General features: G+C 55.9%; 23 protein-coding genes and 4 tRNA genes. 3 read left to right on the top strand and 24 right to left on the bottom strand.

The genetic code is table 11. From position 1 onward, the window contains the following. Window positions 1-5: 5 nt before the first annotated feature. The 19 genes from rpoB to CIP100161_RS02225 all read right to left on the bottom strand — a co-directional run bounded on the left by rpoB (window position 6) and on the right by CIP100161_RS02225 (window position 16,113). Window positions 6-3,500, bottom strand: coding sequence for a DNA-directed RNA polymerase subunit beta (rpoB, locus tag CIP100161_RS02315; RefSeq protein WP_174775784.1), 3,495 nt, complete (start codon window positions 3,498-3,500; stop codon window positions 6-8). Between the two features lie 196 nt (window positions 3,501-3,696). Then, a complete protein-coding gene (locus tag CIP100161_RS02310) occupies window positions 3,697-4,635 on the bottom strand; it encodes a DUF3068 domain-containing protein (protein WP_155871606.1) in 939 nt (312 codons plus the stop codon). Window positions 4,636-4,654: 19 nt separating this feature from the next. Then, window positions 4,655-5,656: a hypothetical protein gene (locus tag CIP100161_RS02305; protein ID WP_155871604.1), complete on the bottom strand. Its 1,002-nt coding sequence runs from the start codon at window positions 5,654-5,656 to the stop codon at window positions 4,655-4,657. A 4-nt stretch (window positions 5,657-5,660) separates the two neighbouring features. After that, complete coding sequence (locus CIP100161_RS02300; RefSeq protein WP_155871602.1) at window positions 5,661-6,506, bottom strand: choice-of-anchor M domain-containing protein; 846 nt, start codon at window positions 6,504-6,506, stop codon at window positions 5,661-5,663. Between the two features lie 26 nt (window positions 6,507-6,532). Then, entirely contained in the window at window positions 6,533-7,387 is an 855-nt protein-coding gene (locus tag CIP100161_RS02295; protein WP_155871601.1) for an anchored repeat-type ABC transporter permease subunit, read from the bottom strand. A gap of 1 nt (window position 7,388) precedes the next feature. Next, window positions 7,389-8,117, bottom strand: coding sequence for an anchored repeat-type ABC transporter ATP-binding subunit (locus CIP100161_RS02290; RefSeq protein WP_155871599.1), 729 nt, complete (start codon window positions 8,115-8,117; stop codon window positions 7,389-7,391). Then, window positions 8,110-9,006, bottom strand: coding sequence for a choice-of-anchor M domain-containing protein (locus tag CIP100161_RS02285; RefSeq protein WP_155871597.1), 897 nt, complete (start codon window positions 9,004-9,006; stop codon window positions 8,110-8,112). Before CIP100161_RS02285 ends, CIP100161_RS02290 begins: the two co-directional genes overlap by 8 nt. Beyond that, window positions 9,007-10,476, bottom strand: coding sequence for an anchored repeat ABC transporter, substrate-binding protein (locus CIP100161_RS02280; RefSeq protein WP_155871595.1), 1,470 nt, complete (start codon window positions 10,474-10,476; stop codon window positions 9,007-9,009). It abuts the gene before it with no gap. Between the two features lie 126 nt (window positions 10,477-10,602). Further along, the gene (gene rplL, locus CIP100161_RS02275) at window positions 10,603-10,983 is read right to left on the bottom strand and encodes a 50S ribosomal protein L7/L12 (RefSeq protein WP_004566663.1); all 381 of its coding nucleotides are present in this window, start codon (window positions 10,981-10,983) and stop codon (window positions 10,603-10,605) included. A gap of 43 nt (window positions 10,984-11,026) precedes the next feature. Further along, window positions 11,027-11,542: a 50S ribosomal protein L10 gene (gene rplJ, locus CIP100161_RS02270; protein WP_004566661.1), complete on the bottom strand. Its 516-nt coding sequence runs from the start codon at window positions 11,540-11,542 to the stop codon at window positions 11,027-11,029. A 309-nt stretch (window positions 11,543-11,851) separates the two neighbouring features. After that, window positions 11,852-12,559 carry a 50S ribosomal protein L1 gene (rplA, locus tag CIP100161_RS02265; RefSeq protein ID WP_155871593.1) on the bottom strand — a complete coding sequence of 236 codons (708 nt, stop codon included), beginning with the start codon at window positions 12,557-12,559 and terminating at the stop codon, window positions 11,852-11,854. 68 nt (window positions 12,560-12,627) lie between these two features. Then, window positions 12,628-13,056, bottom strand: coding sequence for a 50S ribosomal protein L11 (gene rplK / locus CIP100161_RS02260; protein WP_004566658.1), 429 nt, complete (start codon window positions 13,054-13,056; stop codon window positions 12,628-12,630). A 143-nt stretch (window positions 13,057-13,199) separates the two neighbouring features. Further along, entirely contained in the window at window positions 13,200-13,991 is a 792-nt protein-coding gene (gene nusG / locus CIP100161_RS02255; protein WP_014302895.1) for a transcription termination/antitermination protein NusG, read from the bottom strand. Window positions 13,992-14,084: 93 nt separating this feature from the next. Continuing rightward, a complete protein-coding gene (secE, locus tag CIP100161_RS02250) occupies window positions 14,085-14,390 on the bottom strand; it encodes a preprotein translocase subunit SecE (RefSeq protein WP_155871591.1) in 306 nt (101 codons plus the stop codon). A gap of 102 nt (window positions 14,391-14,492) precedes the next feature. Then, window positions 14,493-14,565 (bottom strand) — tRNA-Trp (locus CIP100161_RS02245). A 28-nt stretch (window positions 14,566-14,593) separates the two neighbouring features. Further along, window positions 14,594-14,665, bottom strand: a tRNA-Met gene (locus CIP100161_RS02240). A gap of 38 nt (window positions 14,666-14,703) precedes the next feature. Next, window positions 14,704-14,776: transfer RNA gene (locus CIP100161_RS02235), tRNA-Thr, on the bottom strand. Window positions 14,777-14,987: 211 nt separating this feature from the next. Then, window positions 14,988-15,069 (bottom strand) — tRNA-Tyr (locus CIP100161_RS02230). Between the two features lie 51 nt (window positions 15,070-15,120). Further along, on the bottom strand, window positions 15,121-16,113 hold the full coding sequence (locus CIP100161_RS02225) for a polyprenyl synthetase family protein (RefSeq protein ID WP_155871589.1): 993 nt from the start codon (window positions 16,111-16,113) through the stop codon (window positions 15,121-15,123). An 81-nt stretch (window positions 16,114-16,194) separates the two neighbouring features. Between CIP100161_RS02225 and CIP100161_RS02220 the strand changes: the two genes are divergently transcribed. Together CIP100161_RS02220 and CIP100161_RS02215 are read left to right on the top strand one after the other, a co-directional pair. Then, on the top strand, window positions 16,195-17,397 hold the full coding sequence (locus CIP100161_RS02220) for a geranylgeranyl reductase family protein (protein ID WP_155871587.1): 1,203 nt from the start codon (window positions 16,195-16,197) through the stop codon (window positions 17,395-17,397). A gap of 10 nt (window positions 17,398-17,407) precedes the next feature. Further along, window positions 17,408-18,358 (top strand): L-lactate dehydrogenase, encoded by a 951-nt coding sequence (locus CIP100161_RS02215; RefSeq protein WP_155871585.1) that lies wholly within the window; start codon window positions 17,408-17,410, stop codon window positions 18,356-18,358. On the opposite strand, the gene CIP100161_RS02210 is transcribed toward CIP100161_RS02215, so the two are convergent. The 5 genes from CIP100161_RS02210 to CIP100161_RS02190 are packed head-to-tail and all read right to left on the bottom strand — an operon-like array spanning window position 18,345 to window position 22,877. Next, window positions 18,345-19,034 carry a demethylmenaquinone methyltransferase gene (locus CIP100161_RS02210; protein WP_155871583.1) on the bottom strand — a complete coding sequence of 230 codons (690 nt, stop codon included), beginning with the start codon at window positions 19,032-19,034 and terminating at the stop codon, window positions 18,345-18,347. The two genes, CIP100161_RS02215 and CIP100161_RS02210, sit on opposite strands and share 14 nt — an antisense overlap. Beyond that, entirely contained in the window at window positions 19,012-20,016 is a 1,005-nt protein-coding gene (locus CIP100161_RS02205; RefSeq protein ID WP_197737878.1) for a glycosyltransferase family 4 protein, read from the bottom strand. Before CIP100161_RS02205 ends, CIP100161_RS02210 begins: the two co-directional genes overlap by 23 nt. Further along, window positions 20,013-20,405: a DUF3592 domain-containing protein gene (locus CIP100161_RS02200; protein ID WP_155871581.1), complete on the bottom strand. Its 393-nt coding sequence runs from the start codon at window positions 20,403-20,405 to the stop codon at window positions 20,013-20,015. The genes CIP100161_RS02205 and CIP100161_RS02200 overlap by 4 nt, the downstream gene beginning before the upstream one ends. Continuing rightward, window positions 20,402-21,931, bottom strand: coding sequence for a 2-succinyl-5-enolpyruvyl-6-hydroxy-3-cyclohexene-1-carboxylic-acid synthase (menD, locus tag CIP100161_RS02195; protein ID WP_155871579.1), 1,530 nt, complete (start codon window positions 21,929-21,931; stop codon window positions 20,402-20,404). Before menD ends, CIP100161_RS02200 begins: the two co-directional genes overlap by 4 nt. Next, window positions 21,915-22,877 (bottom strand): o-succinylbenzoate synthase, encoded by a 963-nt coding sequence (locus CIP100161_RS02190; protein WP_155871577.1) that lies wholly within the window; start codon window positions 22,875-22,877, stop codon window positions 21,915-21,917. The genes menD and CIP100161_RS02190 overlap by 17 nt, the downstream gene beginning before the upstream one ends. 4 nt (window positions 22,878-22,881) lie before the next feature. Here CIP100161_RS02190 and CIP100161_RS02185 point away from each other — a divergent pair, with 4 nt between their 5' ends. After that, on the top strand, window positions 22,882-23,748 hold the full coding sequence (locus CIP100161_RS02185) for a 1,4-dihydroxy-2-naphthoyl-CoA synthase (protein ID WP_155871575.1): 867 nt from the start codon (window positions 22,882-22,884) through the stop codon (window positions 23,746-23,748). Window positions 23,749-23,753: the final 5 nt, after the last annotated feature.

The raw sequence follows: 23,753 nt of genomic DNA, 5'->3' as shown, positions 1-23,753 counted from the left end.
TGGCGTTAGGCGATGTCTGCGTCGGAGCGCTCGTCACGCGACAGGTTGATGCCCAAGGAGACACCGGCCTGATCGAACTCGTCGTCATCCGATCCAGACAACTCCATCGGGGTGCCGTCTGCGGAGAGAACCTCCACGTTCAAGCACAGCGACTGGAGCTCTTTCAGGAGCACCTTGAAGGACTCTGGGATACCAGGATCCGGAATGTTTTCGCCCTTCACAATGGCCTCGTACACCTTGACGCGGCCAACCACGTCGTCAGACTTGATGGTCAGGAGTTCCTGCAGGGTGTAGGCAGCACCATATGCCTGCATTGCCCACACCTCCATCTCGCCGAAGCGCTGACCACCGAACTGTGCCTTACCACCCAGCGGCTGCTGGGTAATCATGGAGTAAGGACCGGTGGAACGTGCGTGGATCTTCTCATCAACCAAGTGGTGCAGCTTCAGGATGTACATGTAGCCGACAGACACTGGGTATGGGAATGGTTCGCCGGAGCGACCGTCGAACAGCGTAGCCTTGCCGTTTTCGTCGACCATGACATCGCCGTCGCGGTTTGGACGGGAGTTGCCCAACAGACCTGCGATTTCCTCGTTGGTAGCACCGTCGAACACTGGGGTTGCGGTCAGCGAACCAGCTGGGACGTCGTACAGATCCTCTGGGAGGGTCTTGAGCAGTTCAGCGTTTGCTGGGTCTTCGGTGTCGATCTTCCAACCGGCAGCAGCCAACCAGCCCAAGTGAACCTCGAGCACCTGGCCGATGTTCATACGACGGGGCACACCGTGGGTGTTTAGGATGATGTCCACTGGGGTGCCGTCTGGCATGAATGGCATATCTTCCTGAGGCAGGATCTTGCCCACGACACCCTTGTTGCCGTGGCGACCAGCGAGCTTGTCACCGTCCTGGATCTTGCGCTTTTGGGCAACGTAGACACGAATCATCTCGTTGACACCCGGTGCGAGATCGTCGTCGTCGTCACGCGAGAAGCGACGAACGCCGATGACCTTACCGGTTTCACCGTGAGGCACCTTCATGGAGGTGTCGCGAACTTCGCGTGCCTTCTCGCCGAAGATGGCGCGAAGCAAACGCTCTTCAGGGGTCAGCTCGGTCTCGCCCTTCGGGGTGACCTTACCGACGAGGATGTCGCCGTCGCGGACGTCTGCACCGATGCGGACGATACCGCGCTCGTCGAGGTCCTTGAGCACGTCCTCGGAGACGTTCGGGATTTCGCGGGTGATTTCCTCAGGTCCCAGCTTGGTGTCACGAGCGTCGATCTCGTGCTCCTCGATGTGGATCGAGGTGAGGATGTCCTCTTCGACCACGCGCTGGTTCAGGATAATAGCGTCCTCGTAGTTGTGGCCTTCCCATGGCATGAAGGCCACGAGGAGGTTGCGTCCAAGGGACATTTCGCCGTTGTGCGTACCTGGGCCGTCGGCGAGAACCTGACCGGCCTCGACACGATCGCCGATGTTTACCAGTGGCGTCTGGTTGTAGCAGGTGCCCTGGTTAGTGCGCTCGAACTTGCGCAGGATGTAGGTTTCGCGGGTTCCGTCGTCAGCCATCACGGTGATGATGTCTGCGGAGACGTTTTCTACCACGCCACCCTTCTTGTTGATGATCAAGTCACCAGCATCGTAGGCAGCAGCGCGTTCCATACCGGTACCAACGAATGGCGCTTCGGAACGGACGAGTGGCACAGCTTGACGCTGCATGTTCGCACCCATCAAGGCACGGTTAGCGTCGTCGTGCTCGAGGAATGGAATCATGGCGGTTGCCACGGAGACCATCTGACGTGGGGAAACGTCGAGGTAGTCAACGGATTCCGGTGCGACGACCTGGATGTCGCCGTTCTTCACGCGCACGGTTACGCTGTCTGCGGTGATCTTACCGTTAGCGTCATGCTCGACGTTTGCCTGAGCAACAACGAAGCGGTCTTCCTCGTCTGCGGTGAGGTAGTCGATCTGGTCGGTCAAAACGCCGTTTTCTACCTTGCGGTATGGCGTCTCAATGAAGCCGAAAGCGTTCACGCGAGCGTAGGACGCAAGCGAACCAATCAGACCAATGTTTGGACCTTCAGGGGTCTCAATTGGGCACATACGGCCGTAGTGAGAAGCGTGAACGTCTCGGACCTCAATGCCGGCGCGCTCACGCGACAGGCCACCTGGGCCCAATGCGGAGAGACGACGCTTGTGGGTCAGACCGGACAGGGAGTTGTTCTGATCCATGAACTGCGACAGCTGCGAGGTTCCGAAGAACTCGCGGATGGCGGCAGAAACAGGGCGAACGTTAATCAGCGAGGTAGGCGTGATCGACTCAGCATCCTGAGTAGTCATGCGCTCGCGAACAACGCGCTCCATGCGGGACAGACCCACACGGACCTGGTTCTGGATCAGCTCACCGACGGTGCGCAGACGACGGTTACCGAAGTGGTCGATGTCATCGGTTTCCACTGGGATGACTTCACCGGTTGGCGACGTCATGGTGGTTTCACCTACGTGCAGGCGTACCAAGTACTCCAAGGTGGTAGCGATGTCTTCTTCGGTGAGGGTCATGAGGCCCTCGTTGTCGCCGCCCAAGCCCAGCTTGCGGTTGACCTTGTAGCGGCCCACCTTTGCTAGGTCGTAGCGCTTTGCGCGGAAGAAGGAGTTGTCCAGCAGGGACTGCGCCAAGTCGCGGGTAGGCTGCTCGCCTGGACGCTGCTTGCGGTAGATTTCTAGCAAAGCCTCGTCGGTGTTGGATACACCGTCGGACTCGAGTGTGGACATCATGATCTCGGAGAAGCCGAAGCGCTCAGTGATCTGCTCGGTGGTCCAACCAAGGGCCTTGAGCAAGACGGTCACTGGCTGACGACGCTTGCGGTCGATACGCACACCAACGGTGTCGCGCTTATCCACGTCGAACTCGAGCCATGCGCCACGAGAAGGGATCACCTTCACGGAGTGCAGTGGACGCTCGGTGGACTTATCGATCGTCTGATCAAAGTACACGCCAGGAGAACGAACCAGCTGAGAAACAACAACACGCTCGGTGCCGTTCACGATGAACGTGCCCTTGTCCGTCATCATCGGGAAGTCGCCGATGAACACGGTCTGCGATTTGATCTCTTGGGTTTCGTTGTTGATGAACTCTGCGGTCACATACAGTGGCGCGGAGTAGTTGATGTCTTTGTCTTTGCACTCATCAATGGTGTTCTTCATGTCCTCGAAGCGAGGCTCAGAAAGAGACAGAGACATGTTTCCGGAATAATCCTGGATAGGAGATAGCTCCTCCAGGATGTCTTCGAGTCCGCTTGTTACGCGGACTGAGTCGCCCAGCTCTTCTTGCTGGCGGGCGCGCCACTCAGGCGTACCAATCAACCATGCAAAGGAGTTGAGCTGAATATCGAGAAGCCCCGGAACCTCGATTGGTTCCGTAATCTTTGCGAACGACTTGCGTTCGGGGGCCCCAGGGATGTTGGCCTTGGTCTGGCGGGAGACTGCCAAGATGGGTCCTTCCAGCACCTCACGCGGCGGTGGCCCCGCAATATTGACCACCATTTCCGCTGGTAATTGAGCATTCGGTCTGCAGAGGAGCTCTCATACCCAGATAGCACGGAATGACCTTGTCAAATTGGTTTTTTACACCGGACTGATCAAGGTCGACATGCTAACTGGATTTAGGCTCCAGCGCAACGACCTAGCCTATACCATAACCGCCCTAATGTAAAGCAACTGAGCGTCGGCGGAACGCACCCAGCAGACCTACGGCGCTCAGCAATACTCCAGCGACGAGCGCTACACGGTAGAGCACTCGCGCCACGGAACCATCAGACACAGCGGACGCCTGCTCAAAGAGCGCCGCTTTGTCGTCCTCGCTCATACGCCCATGGAATATCAACGCATCTTCACGACGCGTGCCATCGGCATCACCGAAATAATCCTCGATATTTTCTTCCACGTCAACCACGAGCCCCGAAATTTGGTCGACATACCACTGGCGATTTCCGGAATGATACAGGTAGAGCGTGTTTTCACCTTTTTGCGTCGTGTTAAAAACCGATGCGTATTTCTCGGCAACATTGGTCGGTTTTATGTCTTGACTATAACGATAAATTGTTCGACCACCCCGATCGATTTCCTCAGAAAAGACGGCAGGAATCGCGCTTCTGAGAGTGGGATCGAATACCTCATAGGTAGTCTGCTGGGCATCGCTAGGAAACTTCAACCATGGTCCCGCAACCGAAACTTTTTCGGTAGGACTTCCCAATTGGGAGCTCACAGTCGCAGGCACCAGGGCTTCGCCACTAAGACGATTAAGGGGATAAGTCCATACGGAAGCTTGAATAAGCCGATCGACGTCTTCTTGTCTGCTCTCCCGCGAGTCGCTCACCCCGATGCGCACTGTTGCAGTATCCGCATCGGTGGGCGGCAAGATATCCATGTGCAGCTGCCGGACAACACCAGCATCGAGTACTCGGCCCCCATTAATCAGCCTCGTACGAGCGTGATCATCTTTGAGCGTGAAGGTGGTCTGCGATAGGTCAAGAGGCAACCGTGCATCAGTGTTGACCCATCGCGGGCCAAGGATTCCCACGACTCCAAGAGCAACACCAACGCCGAGAAGTAGCACGGACAGGATTCGAGTCGTGGGAAGCATAGACTCAGATCTTACCTTGCTACTTCTTCATATTTTTGGCTTGGCTAAAGAACACGATGCCACCAAGCATGGCCATGGCACCTAGTCCAAGAAGAAAACCAGACCACCAACCACGTTTGCGGATTGCCTCCGCGGCGGTACGTACATCCTGCTCTTCCGCCTTTTTTACATGCGTTGTACTCTCCCGCTCCGACTTTGGCGCAGGTTTACGTTCTGGCTTCTTTTCTTCTTTAGTCTTTTCCTTGGGTTTTTTCTCTTTAACCTTCTTTTCTTTCGGTTTGTGCTGTGGTTTAGGTTGCGATTGCGGCTTGTCCGGTGACATCGCAGGTGCTACGACGGGAGCTGGTTCTACAACTTCCGGTTCTTCCGTCTCAACAACACTAGGAGACGTGGACGCCTTTTCCATTTCCTTGGTCAGCTCCCCCAGGCTCTGCTGGACGTCGGCAAGCCCGCGTTTGATTCCCGCGTAGTTTGGGCGCGCAGGCGCATCACCGACGTAGAATTTCCACACCGTAGAGCGATTGTTCAAGATGATTTCTGCGGTATAAAGGCCTGACTTTTCAAATTCGACCCCTTGGGCGTAATCCCCAGGCACAGCCATGTCTACTGGCTTGTCAAATTTCATAATGCCAGGACCACTCATTTTTCCAAGGCGTACGTGAGTATCTTCTTTTGAAGTCTCAAATACGATGCGTGACATTTTATCGCGCATCAAGTCCTCAGGCTCCCCAGCCATTGGCAGCAGCCAATGTTGATCTTTTGTTTTGGCAGCGTCGGGGACAACAATCACAAACTCTTCAGAGGCATGCTCGATGAGCTCGGTGTCCGTTTCTTGGACAATCCCGTCTTTATCGCTGAGCGTGACCACTCCGCCCCGGATGACGGCGAGGGGATGCTGATCCCCTGTGTGCTCGGCCCAAGTGGTGACCACGGTGACGTCGTCAAGCTTGGCTGGATCAGCCCATACTTGAGGAGTAATCCCAAACGCCAGCACCGCGGTAAAAGCGATAAGTTTTTTCACGTGCTTATTCCCCAAATTGTGCCGCACGTACCAACCAGACCATTCCGGCACCGAATACCATCAGGCCAAGGCCGAGAACGATGAAGGAAAGGGTCATAAAGTTTGGGCCGGTATCGGGAAGCTGCTTCTTAGCTGCAGGTGCTGCTTTCTTCGCAGAGGTAGCCGGAGTGTTTTTTGCCTTGGAGGCAGGAGCTGCAGCGCCTTCACACTCAGCGACCTCGCTTGGGCCGCCGTCACCTACCTGCCACACGTACTTTCCGACGTTGGAAGAAGCGCCGTTACCGGTTGCCTGCACGCACATCGTGTAGGTTCCTGGTTCAGTAAACACCCAGTTGGTGTGCACGTGCGATGGTGGGTCTTGGTGGATCGATGAGCCGCTGGTTACCTCGTAGCTGCCGTCGGCAAGCAGGCTTTCGGTGCCTCCGAAGGATCCGGTTTTAAACATGTAGACATCACCTGGGCCTGCAACCTTTTTAAAGTTGATGTCGATGGCGCTAAAGCCTGCTTCCCGCACGCCTTGGGTGTCCCAGCCTGGCCAAATGAGGTTGGAGTCTTGGGACATGGGCAGCAGGTAGCCCTCTTTGCCAATCTCGGCGACTTTTGCCACGTCAGCGTTTTTGGCTGCTTCTTTGACGACGAGCAAAACATCCGCTGGATCATGGGTCACGTGTTGCCCTGTCACATCCTCTTTCAACGAAAGGCTCAGGTCAGAGCCATTAGCGGTGACGTTAAACGCATCGATATGGCCGGTTTCCAAAACCAACGATTGTGCGTAAGCGGCGGGGCTTAGTACTGCGATTCCTACTGTGGCTAGAGCGGCAGCTCCTAGTCGGCGAGCGTATTTCTTCATTTTTTCCTTCATCATTGTTGTTGCCGCTAACATTTCCCTTTTCTGGCGAAAAGCCCTTGACGCGGTGAGAATAGCCACGCCCCAAGGAAAATGAAAAAGATAACCAATACGATAGTGGCACCGGTCGGATAATCCAAAGCCCAAGAAAAATAGACTCCCAAGACTGAACCGACCGCACCCACAAGCGCAGACAGCCACATCATGGTATTCAACTTGTCTGTGAGCATACGTGCCGTAGCCGCAGGTGTAATCAGCAGTGCCAGCACGAGGATGTTACCGATGGTGCGAATTGAAATGACCACGGCGGCAGTCACGGCAAGGTAGAGAACAAGGTCGAGAATCAGCACCGGCATACCCATGGTGCGCGCGGTTTCACGGTCCAAGGACACCGCGACCAGCTGTGGAGTCAAAGCGATAAGCACCAGCACAATAATGCTGCCGACGATCGCCGCCACCACAACATCTGAATCCGGAACGCCGGTGATGGAACCAAACAAGAAGCTAGTCAAGGATGCCGTATACCCCTCGACCCGCGAAATAATAATCAGCCCCAAGGCAAATGCCGCAGCAAAGAAGATACCGATAATTGAGTCTTCCTTCAGCCTTCTTCGCTGGCTAAACGCCGCGATAAGGATAGCGACGATCACGCCAGCAACCGCACCACCGGCAAGCACCGAAATCTGCAATGCGAATGCCACCGCAAGGCCCGGGAACACTGCGTGGGATACAGCGTCACCGATAAAGGCCATGCCGCGAAGCACAACGTGTGTACCGACTACGCCGCACACGATGGATGACAACACCGCGACCAGCAACGCTTTAGGCAAGAAGGCCAGCGCGGGGTTGCCCAGATCTTGGAAGAATTCAATGGGTGTGAGCACCTTAGTTTGCCTTTCCTATGCCTAACGACGCCAACAGCGGTGATCCATCCTCCACACGGAAGGTGGTCTTCCATGGTTGTGCCTCCAACATCTGCGACGGCGCACCCGTTGCCACCACTTCCCCATTGAATAACAGGACTCGGTGGCACGCGGCCATCGCCTCTGGCAGGTTGTGTGTGGACATCATGATGGCGTTTCCTGCTTGGGCGAGTTCCTCGAAAAGATCGAGGAGCAACTCCGTACTGGGGTTGTCGAGCCCTGTGAAGGGTTCGTCGAAAAGCAGCAATTGAGGTTTGGTGGCAAGGGCCCTAGCGACAAGGACGCGTTGACGCTGGCCACCGGATAATTCTCCGATGGGGCGATCCGCCAAATGCGTCAAACGTACCTGCTCGAGGGCGGCGTCGACAGCCGCAAAGTCGGCCACTTTAGGGCGGCGCAACCACCCAATCATGCCAGCGCGGCCGTTGAGCACGGTGTGGTAAACGTCGATGGGATAGTCCCACGCAAACTCGTGACGCTGCGGCACGTACCCAATGCGGCCATCGACGTGGATGCTTCCCTGGCTGGGGATCAACCCGAGAATGGCGCGCATGAGGGTTGTCTTTCCGGCACCGTTGGGCCCGAGCAACCCTAAAAACTCACCCGCTTCTACGTCGAAGGTGATTCCTTTGACCACTTCGCGGCCGCTTAGCGACACGCGGAGGTCACTACATTGCAAAACTTTAGCCATTGTCCACATTCTTTGCCTCAGCGCGACGACGCGCCGACTGCCGGCTCATCACGACCGCAGCGCCTGCAATCACGACGATCACACCGATAACACCACCTGCGATAAGGCCAATGTTTGCGCTATCCTTCGCCTGCTCTCCACCGCTTTCCGACGCAGTCATCTCCCCATCAAATGTGGCCTTTTGAGCTTCGGCCACACTGGCATCACCGACGGCAAACCGCAGCACTCGGGTGGTTTCTACCTCGGTACCATCGGTGCGTGGCAGCTTCAACCGCACGGCAACCTGATGCACGCCTGGCTCAGTAAACACCCAGTTCGCGTGGGTATGCGTGTTCAGTTCCACCCACATTGGCTGTGCGCCTTTTTCATCGGCGTCCCAGATCACCTGCGGTTTTTGCACGCCACCTGCTTGCAGGAACAAGCTAAAGTGGCCAGGGCCTTGATAGCCTGCCAACTCAAGGGTCACACCGCGATCAGTCACTTTTTGAATGCTGGGCGCTTGGGAGTTCCAGCCGATCCATGGCACGCCCGAGATTTGCGACTGTGGCACCACGTAGACTTTGTCACCGGCTTTCGCCCCCGTGAACTCAAAGGTGCTGTCTTCTGGCAAGGTTTGCAGTGCCGCGTCGGATACTTTAAACACCATATCGTCGAGGTGCCGCCACACTGGATGTGCTTCCGTGTCATCGCGAGCCAAGAGGTCAAATTCGCCGTCGACTTCGATGGCTCCGATGTCGATGTGACCGTGGTCGATAACCACTTTCTCCCCTGCCGGTGCGATGCTTTCCGTCTCGGAAACTTGCTGCTGCAAGGCGGGATCCTGTTGTGCATATGCTGGCTGCGCAAACATTAAGGTTGCTGCACAAACAGCGGCGGCGATACGTTTCATTTATTTTCCTTCCGATTGTCCGAGACACCGCGCAAGGGAGTGCGCGTTGTACTTCATAAAGTCAAGATATGTGGGCACCTCATCGTCGAGGGAATCGCCGTAGATGCGACACACTTGAATGCCGAGCTTGTCTGCCGTGACGGTGAGGTGGTTAGCGCGAAGTGCAAGCTGCGGCTCGATAAACACCGCTGGCACATGCAGGTTTTCCAAAGTGCGCGTCAACGCAATAATATCGCGTGGCGACGGCTCCACCGACGGGTTGGGGCTGACAAACCCAGCAATACTGAGCCCGTAGGCATCTCCGAGATAGGAGTAGCCGTCGTGAGTAGTGACCAAGTGCCGATTCTTCTTGGGGATGGTGTCTAGGGTGCTGCGCACCTCTTTGTTCACGCGATCGATCTCAGCAATATAGGCCGCGGCATTGGCACTATAGGTTTGGGCACCTGCGGGATCTACCTCACCGAGTTTGTCGCGGATTGCCTCCACCATGGCACGAGCGTTTGCCATGTTGTGCCACACATGCGGGTCGACCTCACCGTGCACGTGCTTACCGAGCACCGCTTGGGGCAACAGATACACCTCATCACCTGGGCGTCCCATGAAACGGTACTGCGCGGGAATTTGCTGCAAGGTGCTGTTAGGAACGCTGATCGTGGTGGTTGCGGGATCGTAGTCGTAAGCAATATTGGTGCCGTCTGGGCTATCACCGCGCAGCATAATGTTTTTGTGCGCCAGATCTACGGCAATATCGACGTGTCCCCCATCGAGCACATCATTGGGAGCATCCACACCTACGGCGACATTGATGGTATTCCGTGCGACCAGTTCCCCTTTTACCTTTGCAGCGAAGGTGAGGTGGTACATTCCCGGCTTGCTAAACGACCATGACACGTGAGTGTGGGCGTCGGCAGGCAAAAAGTAGTTGTCACCTTCCTCATCAAACACAAGCTCTGGGACACCAAAGGTAGAGGTAATGTAGGCCGTTGCTTTGGAATCCTCGGGGCCGTCGATCTTCTCGGTAACGATCTCAACTTCTGAGTCGGCCTTGCCAACGATACGCATGCCCAGCCACACCGTATCAAGGGCGATGTTTTCCACGAGAGGCTTGAGTTTTCCACCATAGGAGGTTACTTGCTCCGCCAGTGGAACCATCGGAGCGTTATCTGGAAGCGCTTCTTCGATGGTGGTGTATAGGCTGTGCGGCTCTAGCAGCAGCCCGTTAGTAAAAGCTATATCAGCATTGGCGATGTCACGTACCGCGCGTAGCCGCGGCTCATATGTATGAGGATCAACCCCTGGTGGCATAAGTGCTGTCACCTCGGCCCGATCCCCTGCGACGTGACGGACGAGATCAGCAACAATTGGGGTGGTTGCTACCACCTCAGTGCGATGATGTTGCTCCGCAGGCGCAGCACAGCCGCTCACCGTTGCTATCGCAAGTACCGCTAGTAGTGAGCGCACCCTGACCACGAAACCTGCCTCCAATATGCATGAAATCAACTCTAAACATATTAGTGCACATCACAATCATTTTCAGTATCGGGGGGTACGAAAAAACTCCCGCCCACAGAGTGGAACGGGAGCTTAATCAAGAGATTACTTAAGGGTAACCTTTGCGCCAGCCTCTTCGAGCTTAGCCTTTGCAGCCTCAGCGTCGTCCTTGTTAGCACCCTCGAGGATAGCCTTAGGAGCACCCTCAACGAGCTCCTTAGCTTCCTTCAGGCCCAAGCCGGAAACGAGCTCGCGGACAGCCTTAATAACGCCGATCTTCTTAGCACCTGCGTCCTCGAGAACAACGTCGAACTCGGTCTTCTCTTCTTCAGCAGCAGCTGGAGCAGCGCCTGCAGCAGCAACAGCAACTGGAGCAGCAGCGGTAACCTCGAAGACCTCTTCGAATTCCTTAACGAACTCGGAGAGCTCGATCAGGGTCATTTCCTTGAAAGCCTCAATGAGCTCGTCCTTGGTGAGCTTAGCCATAATGGTATTCCTTTCGGTAAAAATTTAGTGAAGTTGTGGAGCTTTACGCTTCCTTCTTCTCCTGGAGTGCAGCGCCGAGGCGTGCAACCTGAGAAGCTGGAGCGTTGAACAGGCCAGCGGCCTTTGCCAAGTTGCCCTTCATGGCGCCGGCAAGCTTTGCGAGAGTGGTCTCGCGGTTGTCAAGCTCGGCAATAGCATCGACCTGAGCTGCGCTCAGAGCGTTGCCATCCATGTAGCCACCCTTGATAACGAATGCCTTGTTTTCAGAAGCGAACTTCTTCATAGCCTTAGCGGCATCAACAGCCTCACCCTTAATGAAGGCAACAGCGGTTGGGCCGGTGAGGATATCATCAAGGCCCTCGATGCCAGCTTCCTTTGCAGCAAGCTTGATCAGGGTGTTCTTGGCGACGGAGTACTGGACATCAGAACCCAGAGCACGACGCAGCTCAGTGATCTGAGCAACGGTCAGGCCACGGTATTCCGTGACGAATACAGAGTCAATGTCTGCAAAGCGGTTCTTCAGCTCTGCGAGGGACTCGGTGTTCTTTGGATTTGCCATTACTTCGCCTCCTTCCTCATGTATATCTTTTGTTGTCTGATCCGCCGAGACTTCAATGAAAGCAATCAGCCAACAAAAAAGCCCCGTGCAAGAGCACGAGGCGCACATAATCCGAAAGGATTGTGAACTCTTCAGTGTCTCCTGCGTGGGCCGTTCCGCGGGGGAATCCTTCGAGCCTTAACGGCTGACCGACGGTCTTCGGTGAAACTTGAAATCATTCAAACTTCAATGTGGAACCCTATCATCAATTCCACAACAGTGCAAATCATAGAAAAATCCCCCCGAACTTTGCAGCTCAGGGGGAAATCTTTAAGCCTGGGTGTAGTTCTTCTGGACAGAAGGATCCACTGGAACACCAGGGCCAGAGGTGGAAGCAAGGGTAACCTTCTTCACATAGACGCCCTTAGCGGAAGAAGGCTTGATGCGGTTGATCTCGTCGAGGAGAGCACCGTAGTTCTCAGCCAGCTTCTCAGCATCGAAAGATGCCTTACCAATGATTGCGTGCAGGTTGGCAGCCTTGTCAACGCGGAAGGAGATCTTACCGCCCTTAACCTCGGCGATAGCCTTAGCAACGTCGTTGGTAACGGTACCGGTCTTAGGGTTAGGCATGAGACCACGTGGGCCCAGGACGCGAGCAACGCGGCCGACCTTAGCCATCTGGTCTGGGGTAGCGATAGCAACGTCGAACTCGATGGTGCCAGCGGTGATCTGCTCGATCAGCTCAGTGGTGCCAACGATGTCTGCGCCTGCAGCCTGTGCCTCGGTAGCCTTCTCGCCCTCTGCGAAAACAGCAACGCGAACGGTCTTACCGGTGCCGTTTGGCAGGGAGACGGTGCCACGGACCAGCTGGTCAGCCTTGCGTGGGTCAACGCCCAAGCGGATAGCGACATCGATGGTTGCGTCGTAGTTCTTGGAGGAGGTCTCCTTGACTAGCTCAGCAGCCTTGAGTGGGGTGTACAAACGACCCTTGTCGATTTTTTCAGCAGCGGCCTTGAAAGCCTTTGAGTTCTTGCTCATTGTTAATCCTTAAAAGTAGTGGATGTGTGGTGTACGGGCCGGAGCGGGCCCTGCCACAAAGGGGGAGATTACTTAACCTCGATACCCATGGAACGTGCGGTACCAGCGATGATGCGCGCAGCGTTCTCGATGTCGTTAGCGTTGAGGTCTTCCATCTTGGTCTGTGCGATTTCCTTGACCTGATCCATGGTCACGGAGCCAACCTTTTGGGTGTGAGGAACACCGGAGCCCTTCTGCAGACCAGCAGCCTTGAGCAGCAGCTTAGCAGCAGGTGGAGTCTTCAACTTGAAGTCGAAGGAGCGGTCTTCGTACACGGTGATCTCAACTGGGACCACGTTGCCGCGCTGGTTCTCAGTCGCAGCGTTGTAAGCCTTGCAGAACTCCATGATGTTCACGCCGTGAGCACCAAGAGCTGGGCCGACTGGAGGAGCAGGGTTTGCCTGTCCAGCCTGAATCTGCAGCTTGATAAGGCCGGTGACCTTCTTCTTCGGAGCCATCGAATTACCTCTTCCTTGTTAACAGCCCTATAAGCGATGGAGCTTATGTGACTGTCCGGATGCCGAGCCCCTAAACGTAACTCGGCCACCGGGAAATGTATGAATACGCGTGAAAAACACGCGAGCAACAACACTACAGGATGTTAGCTGATCTTCTCAACCTGATCGAAGGCCAGTTCAACTGGGGTTTCACGGCCGAAGATCGATACCAGTGCCTGAATCTTTGCGTTCTCGTGGTCGATGCCCGAAATGGTGGCGGAAACAGAGGCAAAAGCACCGGACAAAATGGTGACGGCCTCGCCAACCTCAAAGTCCACGGCAGTCTTTGGCTTGGTGGAATCGGTAGGCATTGCGACGACCTTCTCGCCCTCAGCGTTAACAGCCTCGGACTCGGTAGCCTCCTGAGGCATGAGGAACTTAGCGACGTCACGGTGCTTCACTGGGGTGGCGTTGCCCTCGTTACCCACGAAGCTGGTGACACCCGGAGTATCGCGAACAACGGACCATGAGCGGTCGTTAATGTCCATACGAACCAAGACGTAGCCTGGCAGCAGCTTGCGCTTGACCAGTTTGCGCTTGCCGTCGCGAAGCTCGATTGCCTGCTCGATAGGAACAACCACGTCGAAGATGGAGTCTTCAACCTCGAGGGTCTGGGCACGCATATCAAGGTTGGTCTTTACCTTGTTCTCGTATCCCGAGTAGCACTGAATGATGTACCAAGCACCTGGAAGCTTCTTCAGCTCACGGGTGTATTTGCGCAGACGCGCCTTGTACTCAGCGTCTTCATTCTTCTCACCGCCGGTGAGATCTGCCTCTTGAGCAGTTTCTTCCACGACCTCGAGTTCGCCGTCAGCGGTGATCTCTTCAGCCTCAGCGGAAATGGTGTTTTGTACGGCCTCATCAAAGGCTTCTGCAAAGCTGTTTTCTTCGCTCATCCGTCATTCTCCTCGTTTTCCAGAAGTCTACCCAATAAATTATCCCGCCGATCCGAGGATCTGCGGGATATAAAACCTTTTTTAGTAGCTTACCTACTTAGTAAGCACCTTCTCAACTCCGAGGCCGGCTAAAAAGTCAATACCGGAAACTAAAGCAGTGACCAAGATAAGGAAAGCAAACACGATCAACGTGTAGCTCATCATCTGCTGCGCGGTGGGCCAAATAACCTTCTTCATCTCTGAAGCTACTTCAGGGACGAAAGAAACAACCTTGTTCCCCTTACGCTCGTCGTCGCCACCCGTTGGGGCGACTTTCTTCGCCTCGTAGGAAGCGGTGGACGTAGTGCTAACACCAGCAAGCTGGCGCTTACCCGTTGGGCGTGGCTGTTGATCGCTCACAGCTCTCCTTGATGTTGAAAATTGGTATGACGTAGAAACTATATCAGAATAGCGATTAAGCAAAAAGCGCTGAACACGTAAGTGCTCAGCGCTTTCATTTTGCAGGGGCGACAGGACTTGAACCTGCAACCTACGGTTTTGGAGACCGTTGCTCTACCAATTGAACTACGCCCCTAGGCGCCTCTTTCATCTCTGAAAGATAGTAGCGATGGAGAGAATTGAACTCTCGACACAACGATTATGAGTCGTTTGCTCTACCACTGAGCTACACCGCCCCACTCCCTTATCCGGTAAACCCCGGATAAAAGAACAGAGCCCCCTGACAGAATCGAACTGTCGACCTTTTCCTTACCATGGAAACGCTCTGCCGACTGAGCTAAGGGGGCACAGCCTCTTTAGAATGTGTCAGCTTTTCTGACCCGCTCCGTTGAAGCCTCCAAAAGATTAACCCGAATCATTGTTTAAACACAAATCCCCAGTTCAAAACATGTTTTTGAACGTTTTTTCATGACCTTAATGCGTTTAAGAGCACGACCCCTAGAATCCGCCAGAGAAACGAAAAGCCCCGCCACTTGAAAAGTGACGGGGCTTGCACTGTGCCAGGTAGAAGATTCGAACTTCTGTAGGCAATGCCGACGGATTTACAGTCCGCTCCCTTTGGCCGCTCGGGCAACCTGGCGTGCTTGATAGAATTTAGCACAGCACCCTAGACAAACAGCAAATCCGCAGGTTATCCAACTCGTTTCACGGTGTAACGTGCAAGACTACGAAGGGCATCCGTGGTGGAGTTCTGAGGCAACAGGGCCAGCTGACGTTCCGCTTCTTCGAGATAGCGGTGGACGTCGGCAAGCGCGCGTTCGCGACCTGTGGAACGGGCAAGGAGGTCGAGAGTGTGCGCGACGGTGACGTCGTCGGTAAGCGGTCCGGTGAGGATGGTACGTAGTTCTTCTCCGACTGCGGTGTCTTCGCTCAGCGCATAGAGCACTGGGAGGGTGAACACGCCCTCGCGAAGATCGGTGCCAGGGGTTTTACCGGAATCGGTGGTGTCGGAGAAGATGTCGATGATGTCGTCGACGATTTGGAACACCATGCCGATGGCGCGGCCATAAGCGCGTAGCGCCTCTACATGCTCGGCTGGGGCTCCCGCATGCATGGAGCCAAGGAATCCAGCGGAAGCGATCAGCACGCCGGTTTTCTCGTTGATCACGTTGAGGTAGTGCTCGATAGGATCGCCGTCGCGGGCACCGATGGTTTCACGCATCTGTCCGGTGACCAATTCGGCGAACGTCTCCGAGAAGTGCGCCACGGTTTCTACCCCAAGGTCGGCCATGAGACGTGCCACGTGCGCAAGGAGGATGTCGCCGGCCAAGATGGCAACGGAGTTGTTCCACCTGAAGTTGGCGCTATCAACGCCACGGCGTTTGTCAGCCTCATCCATCACGTCGTCGTGATACAACGTGGCGAGGTGGGTCATTTCCACCACCACTGCAGCTTTGATAACGTTCTCGCTCATTGGCTGCGAGCCATATTGTGATGCCAGCAGCGCAAACATCGGGCGGAATCGTTTCCCGCCTGCCTCCGCTAGGTGCATGACCTTTTCTACGAGAAAATCTTCTCCTTTGGAAAGTTCTTCCCGTAAGAGATCCTCGACGCGGATCATTCCGGCCGCAATCTCCTCATTGAGGTTTTGCTCGCCGAGATCAACTCGCGTACCGTTGCCCATTCCTCAACTACCTTTGTCTCGTGTTCAGCTAACTCCCTAACCGTAGTCGAAATACTCGTACTTCTACACATACATGCCACAATGGGGCGCGTGAGTAATTCCCCTTTTTCGGTTGATGTTCTGGTGGTGGGCGGTGGCCCAGCTGGCTCGGCGGCAGCTATCCATGCAGCTAAGGCAGGTTATTCGGTACTGCTTATCGACGCGCAACCCTTCCCCCGCGACAAAACCTGTGGGGATGGCTTAACTCCTCGCGCGGTGCATCAGTTGGAGGCCCTGGGGATCGATGTAACGTCTCGTTATCGCTCTTTTGGCCTGAAACTGCATGGTTTTGGCGGTTCGGTCACCGTCCCATGGCCGGAATCACACTTTGGACAGATCAGTTCGGCAATGCCTCGCATGGAATTCGACACCATGTTGTGGGAGTTAGCAGCCCAACACGCCACGACCTGGACGGCTACCGCTTCTCAGGTGGAGATCGATTCCACCATTCGCACGGTAACCATGTCAGATGGGCGCGTCGTTAAGCCGCGAAGCGTGATTGTCGCCGATGGCGTGCGTTCCACGTTTGGAAAGCTACTGGGACGCACATGGCACCGCGGCGAGGTGTATGGCATCGCGGCACGCTCCTACTGCACCACGCCTCGTAGCACTGAGCCATGGATGCATTCGCACCTCGAGCTTCGCGACGACTCCACCACCCTGCCCGGCTACGGATGGATCTTCCCGCTTGGCGACGGCACCGCCAACGTGGGTTGCGGCGCACTGTCCACCGACAAGCGCCCAGCGAAAATCAACACCAAGAAACTGTTACGCCAGTACGCAAACCAGCAGACCGACTGGGAGTTTGGCACCCCCCAACGGGTGGCTTCAGCTTTGTTACCCATGGGCGGCGCAGTCAGCACCATCGCAGGGCCTAACTGGATGCTCATCGGCGATGCCGCCGCTTGTGTGAACCCCCTCAACGGCGAGGGAATCGACTACGGTCTAGAAACCGCAGCCCTAGCCGTAGCACACCTTGATACCCCCTTGGAGTGGCCACACATTTTGCGCGAAACCTATGGTGAGGCATTCCTCTTGGCACGCACCGCAGCACGCCTACTTACCTACCCCCAGTTCCTCCCACTCACCGGACCTATCGCACTACGTACTCCCTTGATGGCTTCTGCGGCACGCCTGATGGGCAATCTGGTCACCGAGGAAGACAAAGACATCGTCGCCCGCGCGTGGCGAGCAGCCGGCTGGGGTGTGACAAAAATCCGTGGCGGGTCCCCATTGTGGGACTAAGCTCGACGGCATGAACAAGCTAGTAGTAATAGGCCTCGGCCATGTGGGTTCATATGTACTGAGCTACGCCATGGCATCGGGGTTGTACGCAGAAATTGCCACGATCGACACAAAACCAGGAGTAGCGCTCGGCGAGGCTGTTGACCTAGCCCAAGCCACTGGCGTCCCGGGAACCACAAACACCTACTGCCATGAAGGCACCTACGCAGACTGCGCCGATGCCAACGTTATTATCTGCGCAGCCGGTGAATCGATCGTCCCAGATCCTGATGATCCCACCCGTATGCCCGACCGTTCCGAACTAGCACAGATCAGCGGCGCGGTGATCCGCGATGTGATGACAAATATCACCGCACACGTGGGCGAGAACCCACCGGTACTCATTTTGATTACCAATCCGCTAGACGCCATGGTTCACATTGCAGCTACCGAGTTCGGCTACCCCAAGGTCTTTGGCACCGGCACCATGTTGGATTCTGCCCGCCTGCGCTACATCATCGGCACTGAGCTGGGCATTGATCCTAAGTCCGTCACCGGCTACATGATGGGCGAACACGGCTCGACCTCCGTGCCGATTCTCTCCCAGGTCAACGTCCAAGGCCTGCGCTGGGAGGAGCTAGAAGCTTGGCATGGCAAGCCACTGCCTACTGCCCCAGAAATGCAAGAAAAAGTTGTTCGCGCGGCTTACGACGTCCTCCTTTCTAAGGGATGGACCAATGCCGGTGTTGCCCGCTCCGCTAACGAGCTAGCCAAATGCGTGCTGCTCAACGAGCGCGCCGTACACCCCATCTGCACCCCACTCCACGGCGAGTACGGCCTCGAGGATGTTTCACTCTCTATCCCGACCGAGATCACCCACGAGGGCGCTGGACGCAAAATGCTGCCCCAGCTCAACGAATGGGAGCTAGAGCAGCTACACAAGTCCGCAGAATTTATCCGCGAGACTGTTAGGAAGGCTTAACAGCCGAATGCAGGGCCACGATGCCGAGGCTGAGGTTTTGCCAGCCGGCATCGTGCCAGCCGTTTTCATTGATGGCCGCTGCGAGTTCTTCTCGTTCCGGCCAGGCGCGGATCGATTCCGCCAAATACTCATAAGCCTCTGGGTTAGTACCTACGACCTTGGCAATTAATGGCAGAAGTTTGGTCAAGTACTCCTTGTAGATCGTTTTAAAACCAGGCAGGTTCGGGGTGGAGAACTCTGCGATGGTAATGCGACCACCCGGCTTGGTTACCCGTGCCATCTCACGAAGTGCCATGCGGAAATCGTGGACGTTACGCAAACCATAAGAGATGGTCACAGCGTCAAAGGAGTTGTCGGCGAAAGGCAGCTTCATGCCATCACCAACAACTTTGGGGACATTGCGCTCCTTACCGGCTGCCAGCATGCCTTGGGAAAAATCGCACGCTACCACCCACGCACCAGAGCGTGTGAGTTCCACGGTAGACACCGCTGTACCTGCTGCGAGGTCGAGCACACGCTCTCCGGCTTTGAGTTGGAGACGCTCGCGGGTCTTTTCCCGCCATTTTTTATCGCGCCCAAAGCTCAACACCGTATTGGTGATGTCGTAGTTTTTGCCCACGCCGTCGAACATTTTTGCAACGTCGAGGGGCTTCTTATCCAATGATGCCTTTGCCACGGTTGTCCAGTGTAACAACATCGCGATAATGGGCGAAGAGCTGGCTGCAGACAGTCTCCCATGTCACCACTGTTGATCGAGGATCAAAGTCATGCGTGAGCACGTAGTCAACAGCCTTCTCGATGCCCTCGGTAATGAACACACCGTTGGTTGGTGTAATCAGATCAATCGGCCCACCGGAGCGCGGTGCCACAACCGGCACGCCGCTAGCATGTGCTTCTTGGATAGTTTGGCCGAATGTTTCGTGATCCCCAGTGTGAACGAAGACGTCGAAACGCGCGTATTCACGGGCCAGTGCCTCTCCCTGCAGCTGCCCCAAAAACCGTGCATTCGGCAATTGACGCTCTAGTTGCTCGCGCAGAATGCCGTCGCCCACGATGACCACCTCAAGGTCGTCGCGGTGGTTAAGCGCTGCTAGGCGGTGCACCGACTTTTCAGGCGCGAGCCGGCCCACGTAGCCCACCACTTTTTTGGGGTTATTTTTTGGACGCGGATGAAAAAGCTCAGTGTCAACACCTCTACTCCAGAGCTTCACATTGGCGATTCCGTGGTTTTCCAGTTGCTCTTTCGCCGGTGTAGACGGCGCCAATGTCAAGGCCGCACGGTTATGGAACGCCCTCATCCACGACCAATGCGCGTTTTTTAACCATGTAAGGTGATAATGCTGCTGGTAGGCAGCCACATCGGTTTGATAGACGGCCACACAAGGCACCGCCATTTTCTGAGCAATAAACACCGCCCGCGCGGCAAAAGCATAGGGCGACGCTAAGTGAATCACGTCAGGATCAAACGCCCGAAGCTGCTTTTCGACGCCCACCGGCAGGCCGATAGGCAAGGTACGAATCACATTGACGCATATGCGCGGCGCAATGACCAGTACCTCATGCCCATGTGCTTTGGCGTATTCCTCGATCCGCAGCACGGAGTTAGTCACCCCATTGATATTGGGAAGATACGACTCCGTGACGATGGCAACTTTCACAGCCGACCCACGATCCACCACAAACCAGCAAAGATGAGACTTGCGACCACCCAAATACTCAATGCTGGAATGATCGCCAGTGTCCAGGCGCGGCCCTCCACCTTGACCAGATCAGGATTATCCTTGCTGTAGTTCACCCACACGCGTTGTCCGTGCCCAAGCCCGGTGGGATACATCAATCCCCCCTTGGGAGAGTGATACATATTGTCCTCGTCTTGATACTCAACCGTGGTACGGAAAGTGCCCACATCCAGCACCTTTGCTAACACCCTGCCTGAATTGCGCGCAATGTTATAGTCATTGATCGCAGGGCCAATAACCATGCTGACGCACCCCAAGACGGCTGCCGCATACAAAGCTAGGACAAGTTGATGGAGGCGGCGTTTCACAGCGTGAGGGCCTTATCAATATCGCGACGCGTCGAACGCGTAGTCACAGCCTCAATGATATTGAAGCCCGCACTGTCAGTAGTATCGATCAGCGCTTCAATCAACTCCGGCAGCGTTTCCGCACGCAGGTAGTTCACCCCATAGGCCTCCGCAATTGCCTCAATGCGCACACCATGTGGGGTTCCAAAAGCCTGTTCAAAGCTAGGACGAAACTCTGGCGCCCCAATCTCAAGTGTTTCAAAAATACCGCAGCCGTCATCATTTGCCACCACGATGGTCAGGTTCTCTGGATATGCCCCCAACAAGCCACCCACATCATGCAAGAATGTCACATCGCCCATCAAAGCCACGGTGCGGTCCGCCCGAATTGCCGTCAAATCACGACGCTGCACGTCCAAGGCCACGCCGACTGCCTGCGACACGGTGCCGTCGATACCCGCAGCCCCACGAGCTGCATAGATATCCACACCACCTAGGGGCATTCCGACCAAGGATGCGTCACGGACCGGATTAGATGCACCCAAAAACAGTGTGTCGCCCGCAGCCATCGTATCTGCCACTGCCGCTGCAACATGCAGGCCGGTAAAGCCATGCCCCTCAAGCACTTCCTTCACGCGATCAGCGCATAGCGTTGAGGCATCCTCACAGATCTGCAACCAATGCTTATCCAGCTCCCCCGCCACCTTCACGCGACTGCCGACTGCTTGCGGCGTGCCAGTGATCGTATCGGTCTTAGTCAGCACCGTTACCGGAACATCAGCCAACAATGCCAGCACTGCACGATGCAGCGTAGGGTGCCCCACCACCACAATATGTTCGGGTTTAATTTCCTTGTGCGCAAAGATTTGTGCCGCCAGCGGATGCACCGGATGATACGGCGCAGGTGCCGAAGGTTCCGCAATGGTAGGAACGTCCTCCAAACCCGGAACCTCCCACGCCTCATCGCCAGCTACCACGAGAATTCTTTGATTTAGATTGAGCGCAACTTCACCGTGGTCAACCTCAATCACCTCACGAACGCGCTCCACTGGATCACCTGCTTCAGGCAAGGTATCCACGAGAGGCACATCCAACGCAACGTTGATATGAATTACATTGCGCGCAAAGGAAATGGAGTCAAGATCGGCAACATCGACCACATGATCCGTGTCCACCACATTAAAAATGCCACGCTGCTCAATCGTCTGATTTGCCCCCGTGCCATGCAGACGCTCTGGGCGATCAGCGGACACCATAATCAACGGAGTATGAGAATGTGCCGCCTCAATCATGGCAGGAGCACAGTTAGCCACAGCAGTGCCGGAGGTAGTCACCACAGCAACATGCCGCTTGCTAGAACGTGCAAGCCCGAGAGCCAAAAACGCCGCCGAGCGTTCGTCGATACGCGTGTGCACACGAATATCATCGCGAGCAATCAGTTCCAAAGACAGTGGAGAATTGCGCGACCCAGGACAAATAACAACGTCAGTGACGTGGCGGGCAAGGGTCGCAGCAACTGCGCGGGCAAGCTCAGGGGATGAAGTCATGCAGACATTCTAACGCGCCACGGACCCGCTCCAACCACCAATCCCGGCGCGGGCCAGTGACCTCGAATTCCGCCAAGCGCGCTGGATCTGGGGCCAACATCGTCGCCGCCATCTTGCCGTCCACAATCTCTCGCGGCTCGGTCACATCCTCGACAAAAAGCCGCTGCGTAGCAAGCCCCGCCGGGTTGGAATCAATAGCCGCCGCGACAGCTATACCGGCATTCATTCCGACGCCAGTATCTAGGGCGCTCGCCACAGTAAGGTTCAAACCGCGCTGCTGATAAAACTTGGCAATATCCATAATATTGCGCGGCCCCCCCAACGGCGCAGCCTTTACCACCGCAACGTCCGCAGCCTGAAGCCGCGCCACCTCGTAGGGATCACTCACCCTCCGGATCGACTCATCCGCAGCGATCGGCACCGAAATTCGCCGCCGCAGTTCCGCTAACTCCGCGATACTCGCACATGGCTGCTCCATGTACTCCAGTTCCCCCAAGCGTTTCGACGCCGCCACGGCCTCATCTACCGTCCACCCGCGATTCGCGTCCACACGAATCCGTGCTTCCGGCAGCACCTCCCGCACCATAGCAACGCGTGCGGCGTCGTCTCCCTCCGCAACCTTCACCTTGACCGTGGTGCACCCTGGGTAACGGGCAAGAATATCCGGCACCTGATCTGGTGAAACAGCTGGAACAGTAGCATTGACCTCCACGCTATCGCGGACCATCGGCGGTGGCCCCTGAAACGCCATCTCCAAGCCGCACCGCAACCACTGCGCTGCTTCCTGCACACCGTATTCCACAAACGGCGAGAACTCCCCCCACCCTTTGGGGCCGTCGAAAAGCACTGCCTCGCGGACTGTTATGCCACGAAACTTCACCCGCATGGGGAGAGCAACCACATGAGCACGTTCGAGAATTTCGTCCATAGGGGCGACTATAGTCACCCTTATGAATCCAGAACTTTGGAAGCCAGTCGAAGGCTTTGAAAACCTCACCGACATCACCTACCACCGCCACCGCGAAGAAGGCATCGTCCGCATTGCCTTCGACCGCCCCGAAGTACGCAACGCATTCCGCCCGCACACCGTCGACGAACTTTACCGTGCGCTCGATCACGCCCGCCAAACCTCCGACGTTGGTACCGTGCTTCTTACTGGCAACGGCCCCTCCCCTAAAGACGGTGGCTGGGCATTTTGCTCCGGCGGCGACCAACGCATCCGCGGGCGTGCAGGCTACCAGTACGAGGGCGACCCCGCACAAGCCGGCCGCCTCCATATCCTTGAAGTACAACGCCTGATTCGCACCATGCCCAAGGTAGTCATCGCAGTAGTCAACGGCTGGGCCGCAGGTGGCGGTCATTCTCTTCACGTAGTCTGCGATATGACCATCGCGTCCCGCGAACACGCCAAATTCAAGCAAACTGACGCCGATGTCGGATCCTTCGACGCCGGATATGGCTCCGCGTACCTAGCCAAGATGGTGGGCCAGAAATTCGCCCGCGAAATTTTCTTCCTCGGCCGCACCTACGATGCCGAAACCATGCAACGGATGGGTGCCGTCAACATCGTCGTCGACCACGCTGACCTTGAAGATGAAGCCATTCAAGTCGGCCGCGAAATCAACGGCAAGTCACCTACCGCACAACGCATGTTGAAATTTGCCTTCAACCTCACCGACGACGGACTCATGGGCCAGCAAGTCTTCGCAGGTGAAGCCACCCGACTGGCATACATGACCGACGAAGCAGTAGAAGGCCGCGACTCCTTCCTAGAAAAACGCGACCCCGATTGGTCACGGTTCCCTTACTACTTCTAAAATTT

The sequence above is a fragment of the Corynebacterium rouxii genome (assembly GCF_902702935.1).
Classification (GTDB): domain Bacteria; phylum Actinomycetota; class Actinomycetes; order Mycobacteriales; family Mycobacteriaceae; genus Corynebacterium; species Corynebacterium rouxii.
The sequence above is the reverse complement of the archived record's forward strand: the minus strand, read 5'-3'. Positions and strand labels throughout refer to the sequence as shown.

Coding starts and splice junctions, on each gene's coding strand:
- CIP100161_RS02290 (WP_155871599.1), bottom strand. CDS start 8,117: ATGGCTAAAGTTTTGCAATGTAGTGACCTCCGCGTGTCGCTAAGCGGC.
- CIP100161_RS02220 (WP_155871587.1), top strand. CDS start 16,195: ATGGGGCGCGTGAGTAATTCCCCTTTTTCGGTTGATGTTCTGGTGGTG.
- rplL (WP_004566663.1), bottom strand. CDS start 10,983: ATGGCTAAGCTCACCAAGGACGAGCTCATTGAGGCTTTCAAGGAAATG.
- CIP100161_RS02225 (WP_155871589.1), bottom strand. CDS start 16,113: ATGGGCAACGGTACGCGAGTTGATCTCGGCGAGCAAAACCTCAATGAG.
- nusG (WP_014302895.1), bottom strand. CDS start 13,991: ATGAGCGAAGAAAACAGCTTTGCAGAAGCCTTTGATGAGGCCGTACAA.
- CIP100161_RS02285 (WP_155871597.1), bottom strand. CDS start 9,006: ATGAAACGTATCGCCGCCGCTGTTTGTGCAGCAACCTTAATGTTTGCG.
- menD (WP_155871579.1), bottom strand. CDS start 21,931: ATGACTTCATCCCCTGAGCTTGCCCGCGCAGTTGCTGCGACCCTTGCC.
- rplK (WP_004566658.1), bottom strand. CDS start 13,056: ATGGCTCCGAAGAAGAAGGTCACCGGCCTTATCAAGCTGCAGATTCAG.
- CIP100161_RS02310 (WP_155871606.1), bottom strand. CDS start 4,635: ATGCTTCCCACGACTCGAATCCTGTCCGTGCTACTTCTCGGCGTTGGT.
- CIP100161_RS02215 (WP_155871585.1), top strand. CDS start 17,408: ATGAACAAGCTAGTAGTAATAGGCCTCGGCCATGTGGGTTCATATGTA.
- CIP100161_RS02185 (WP_155871575.1), top strand. CDS start 22,882: ATGAATCCAGAACTTTGGAAGCCAGTCGAAGGCTTTGAAAACCTCACC.
- rplA (WP_155871593.1), bottom strand. CDS start 12,559: ATGAGCAAGAACTCAAAGGCTTTCAAGGCCGCTGCTGAAAAAATCGAC.
- CIP100161_RS02300 (WP_155871602.1), bottom strand. CDS start 6,506: ATGAAGAAATACGCTCGCCGACTAGGAGCTGCCGCTCTAGCCACAGTA.
- rplJ (WP_004566661.1), bottom strand. CDS start 11,542: ATGGCAAATCCAAAGAACACCGAGTCCCTCGCAGAGCTGAAGAACCGC.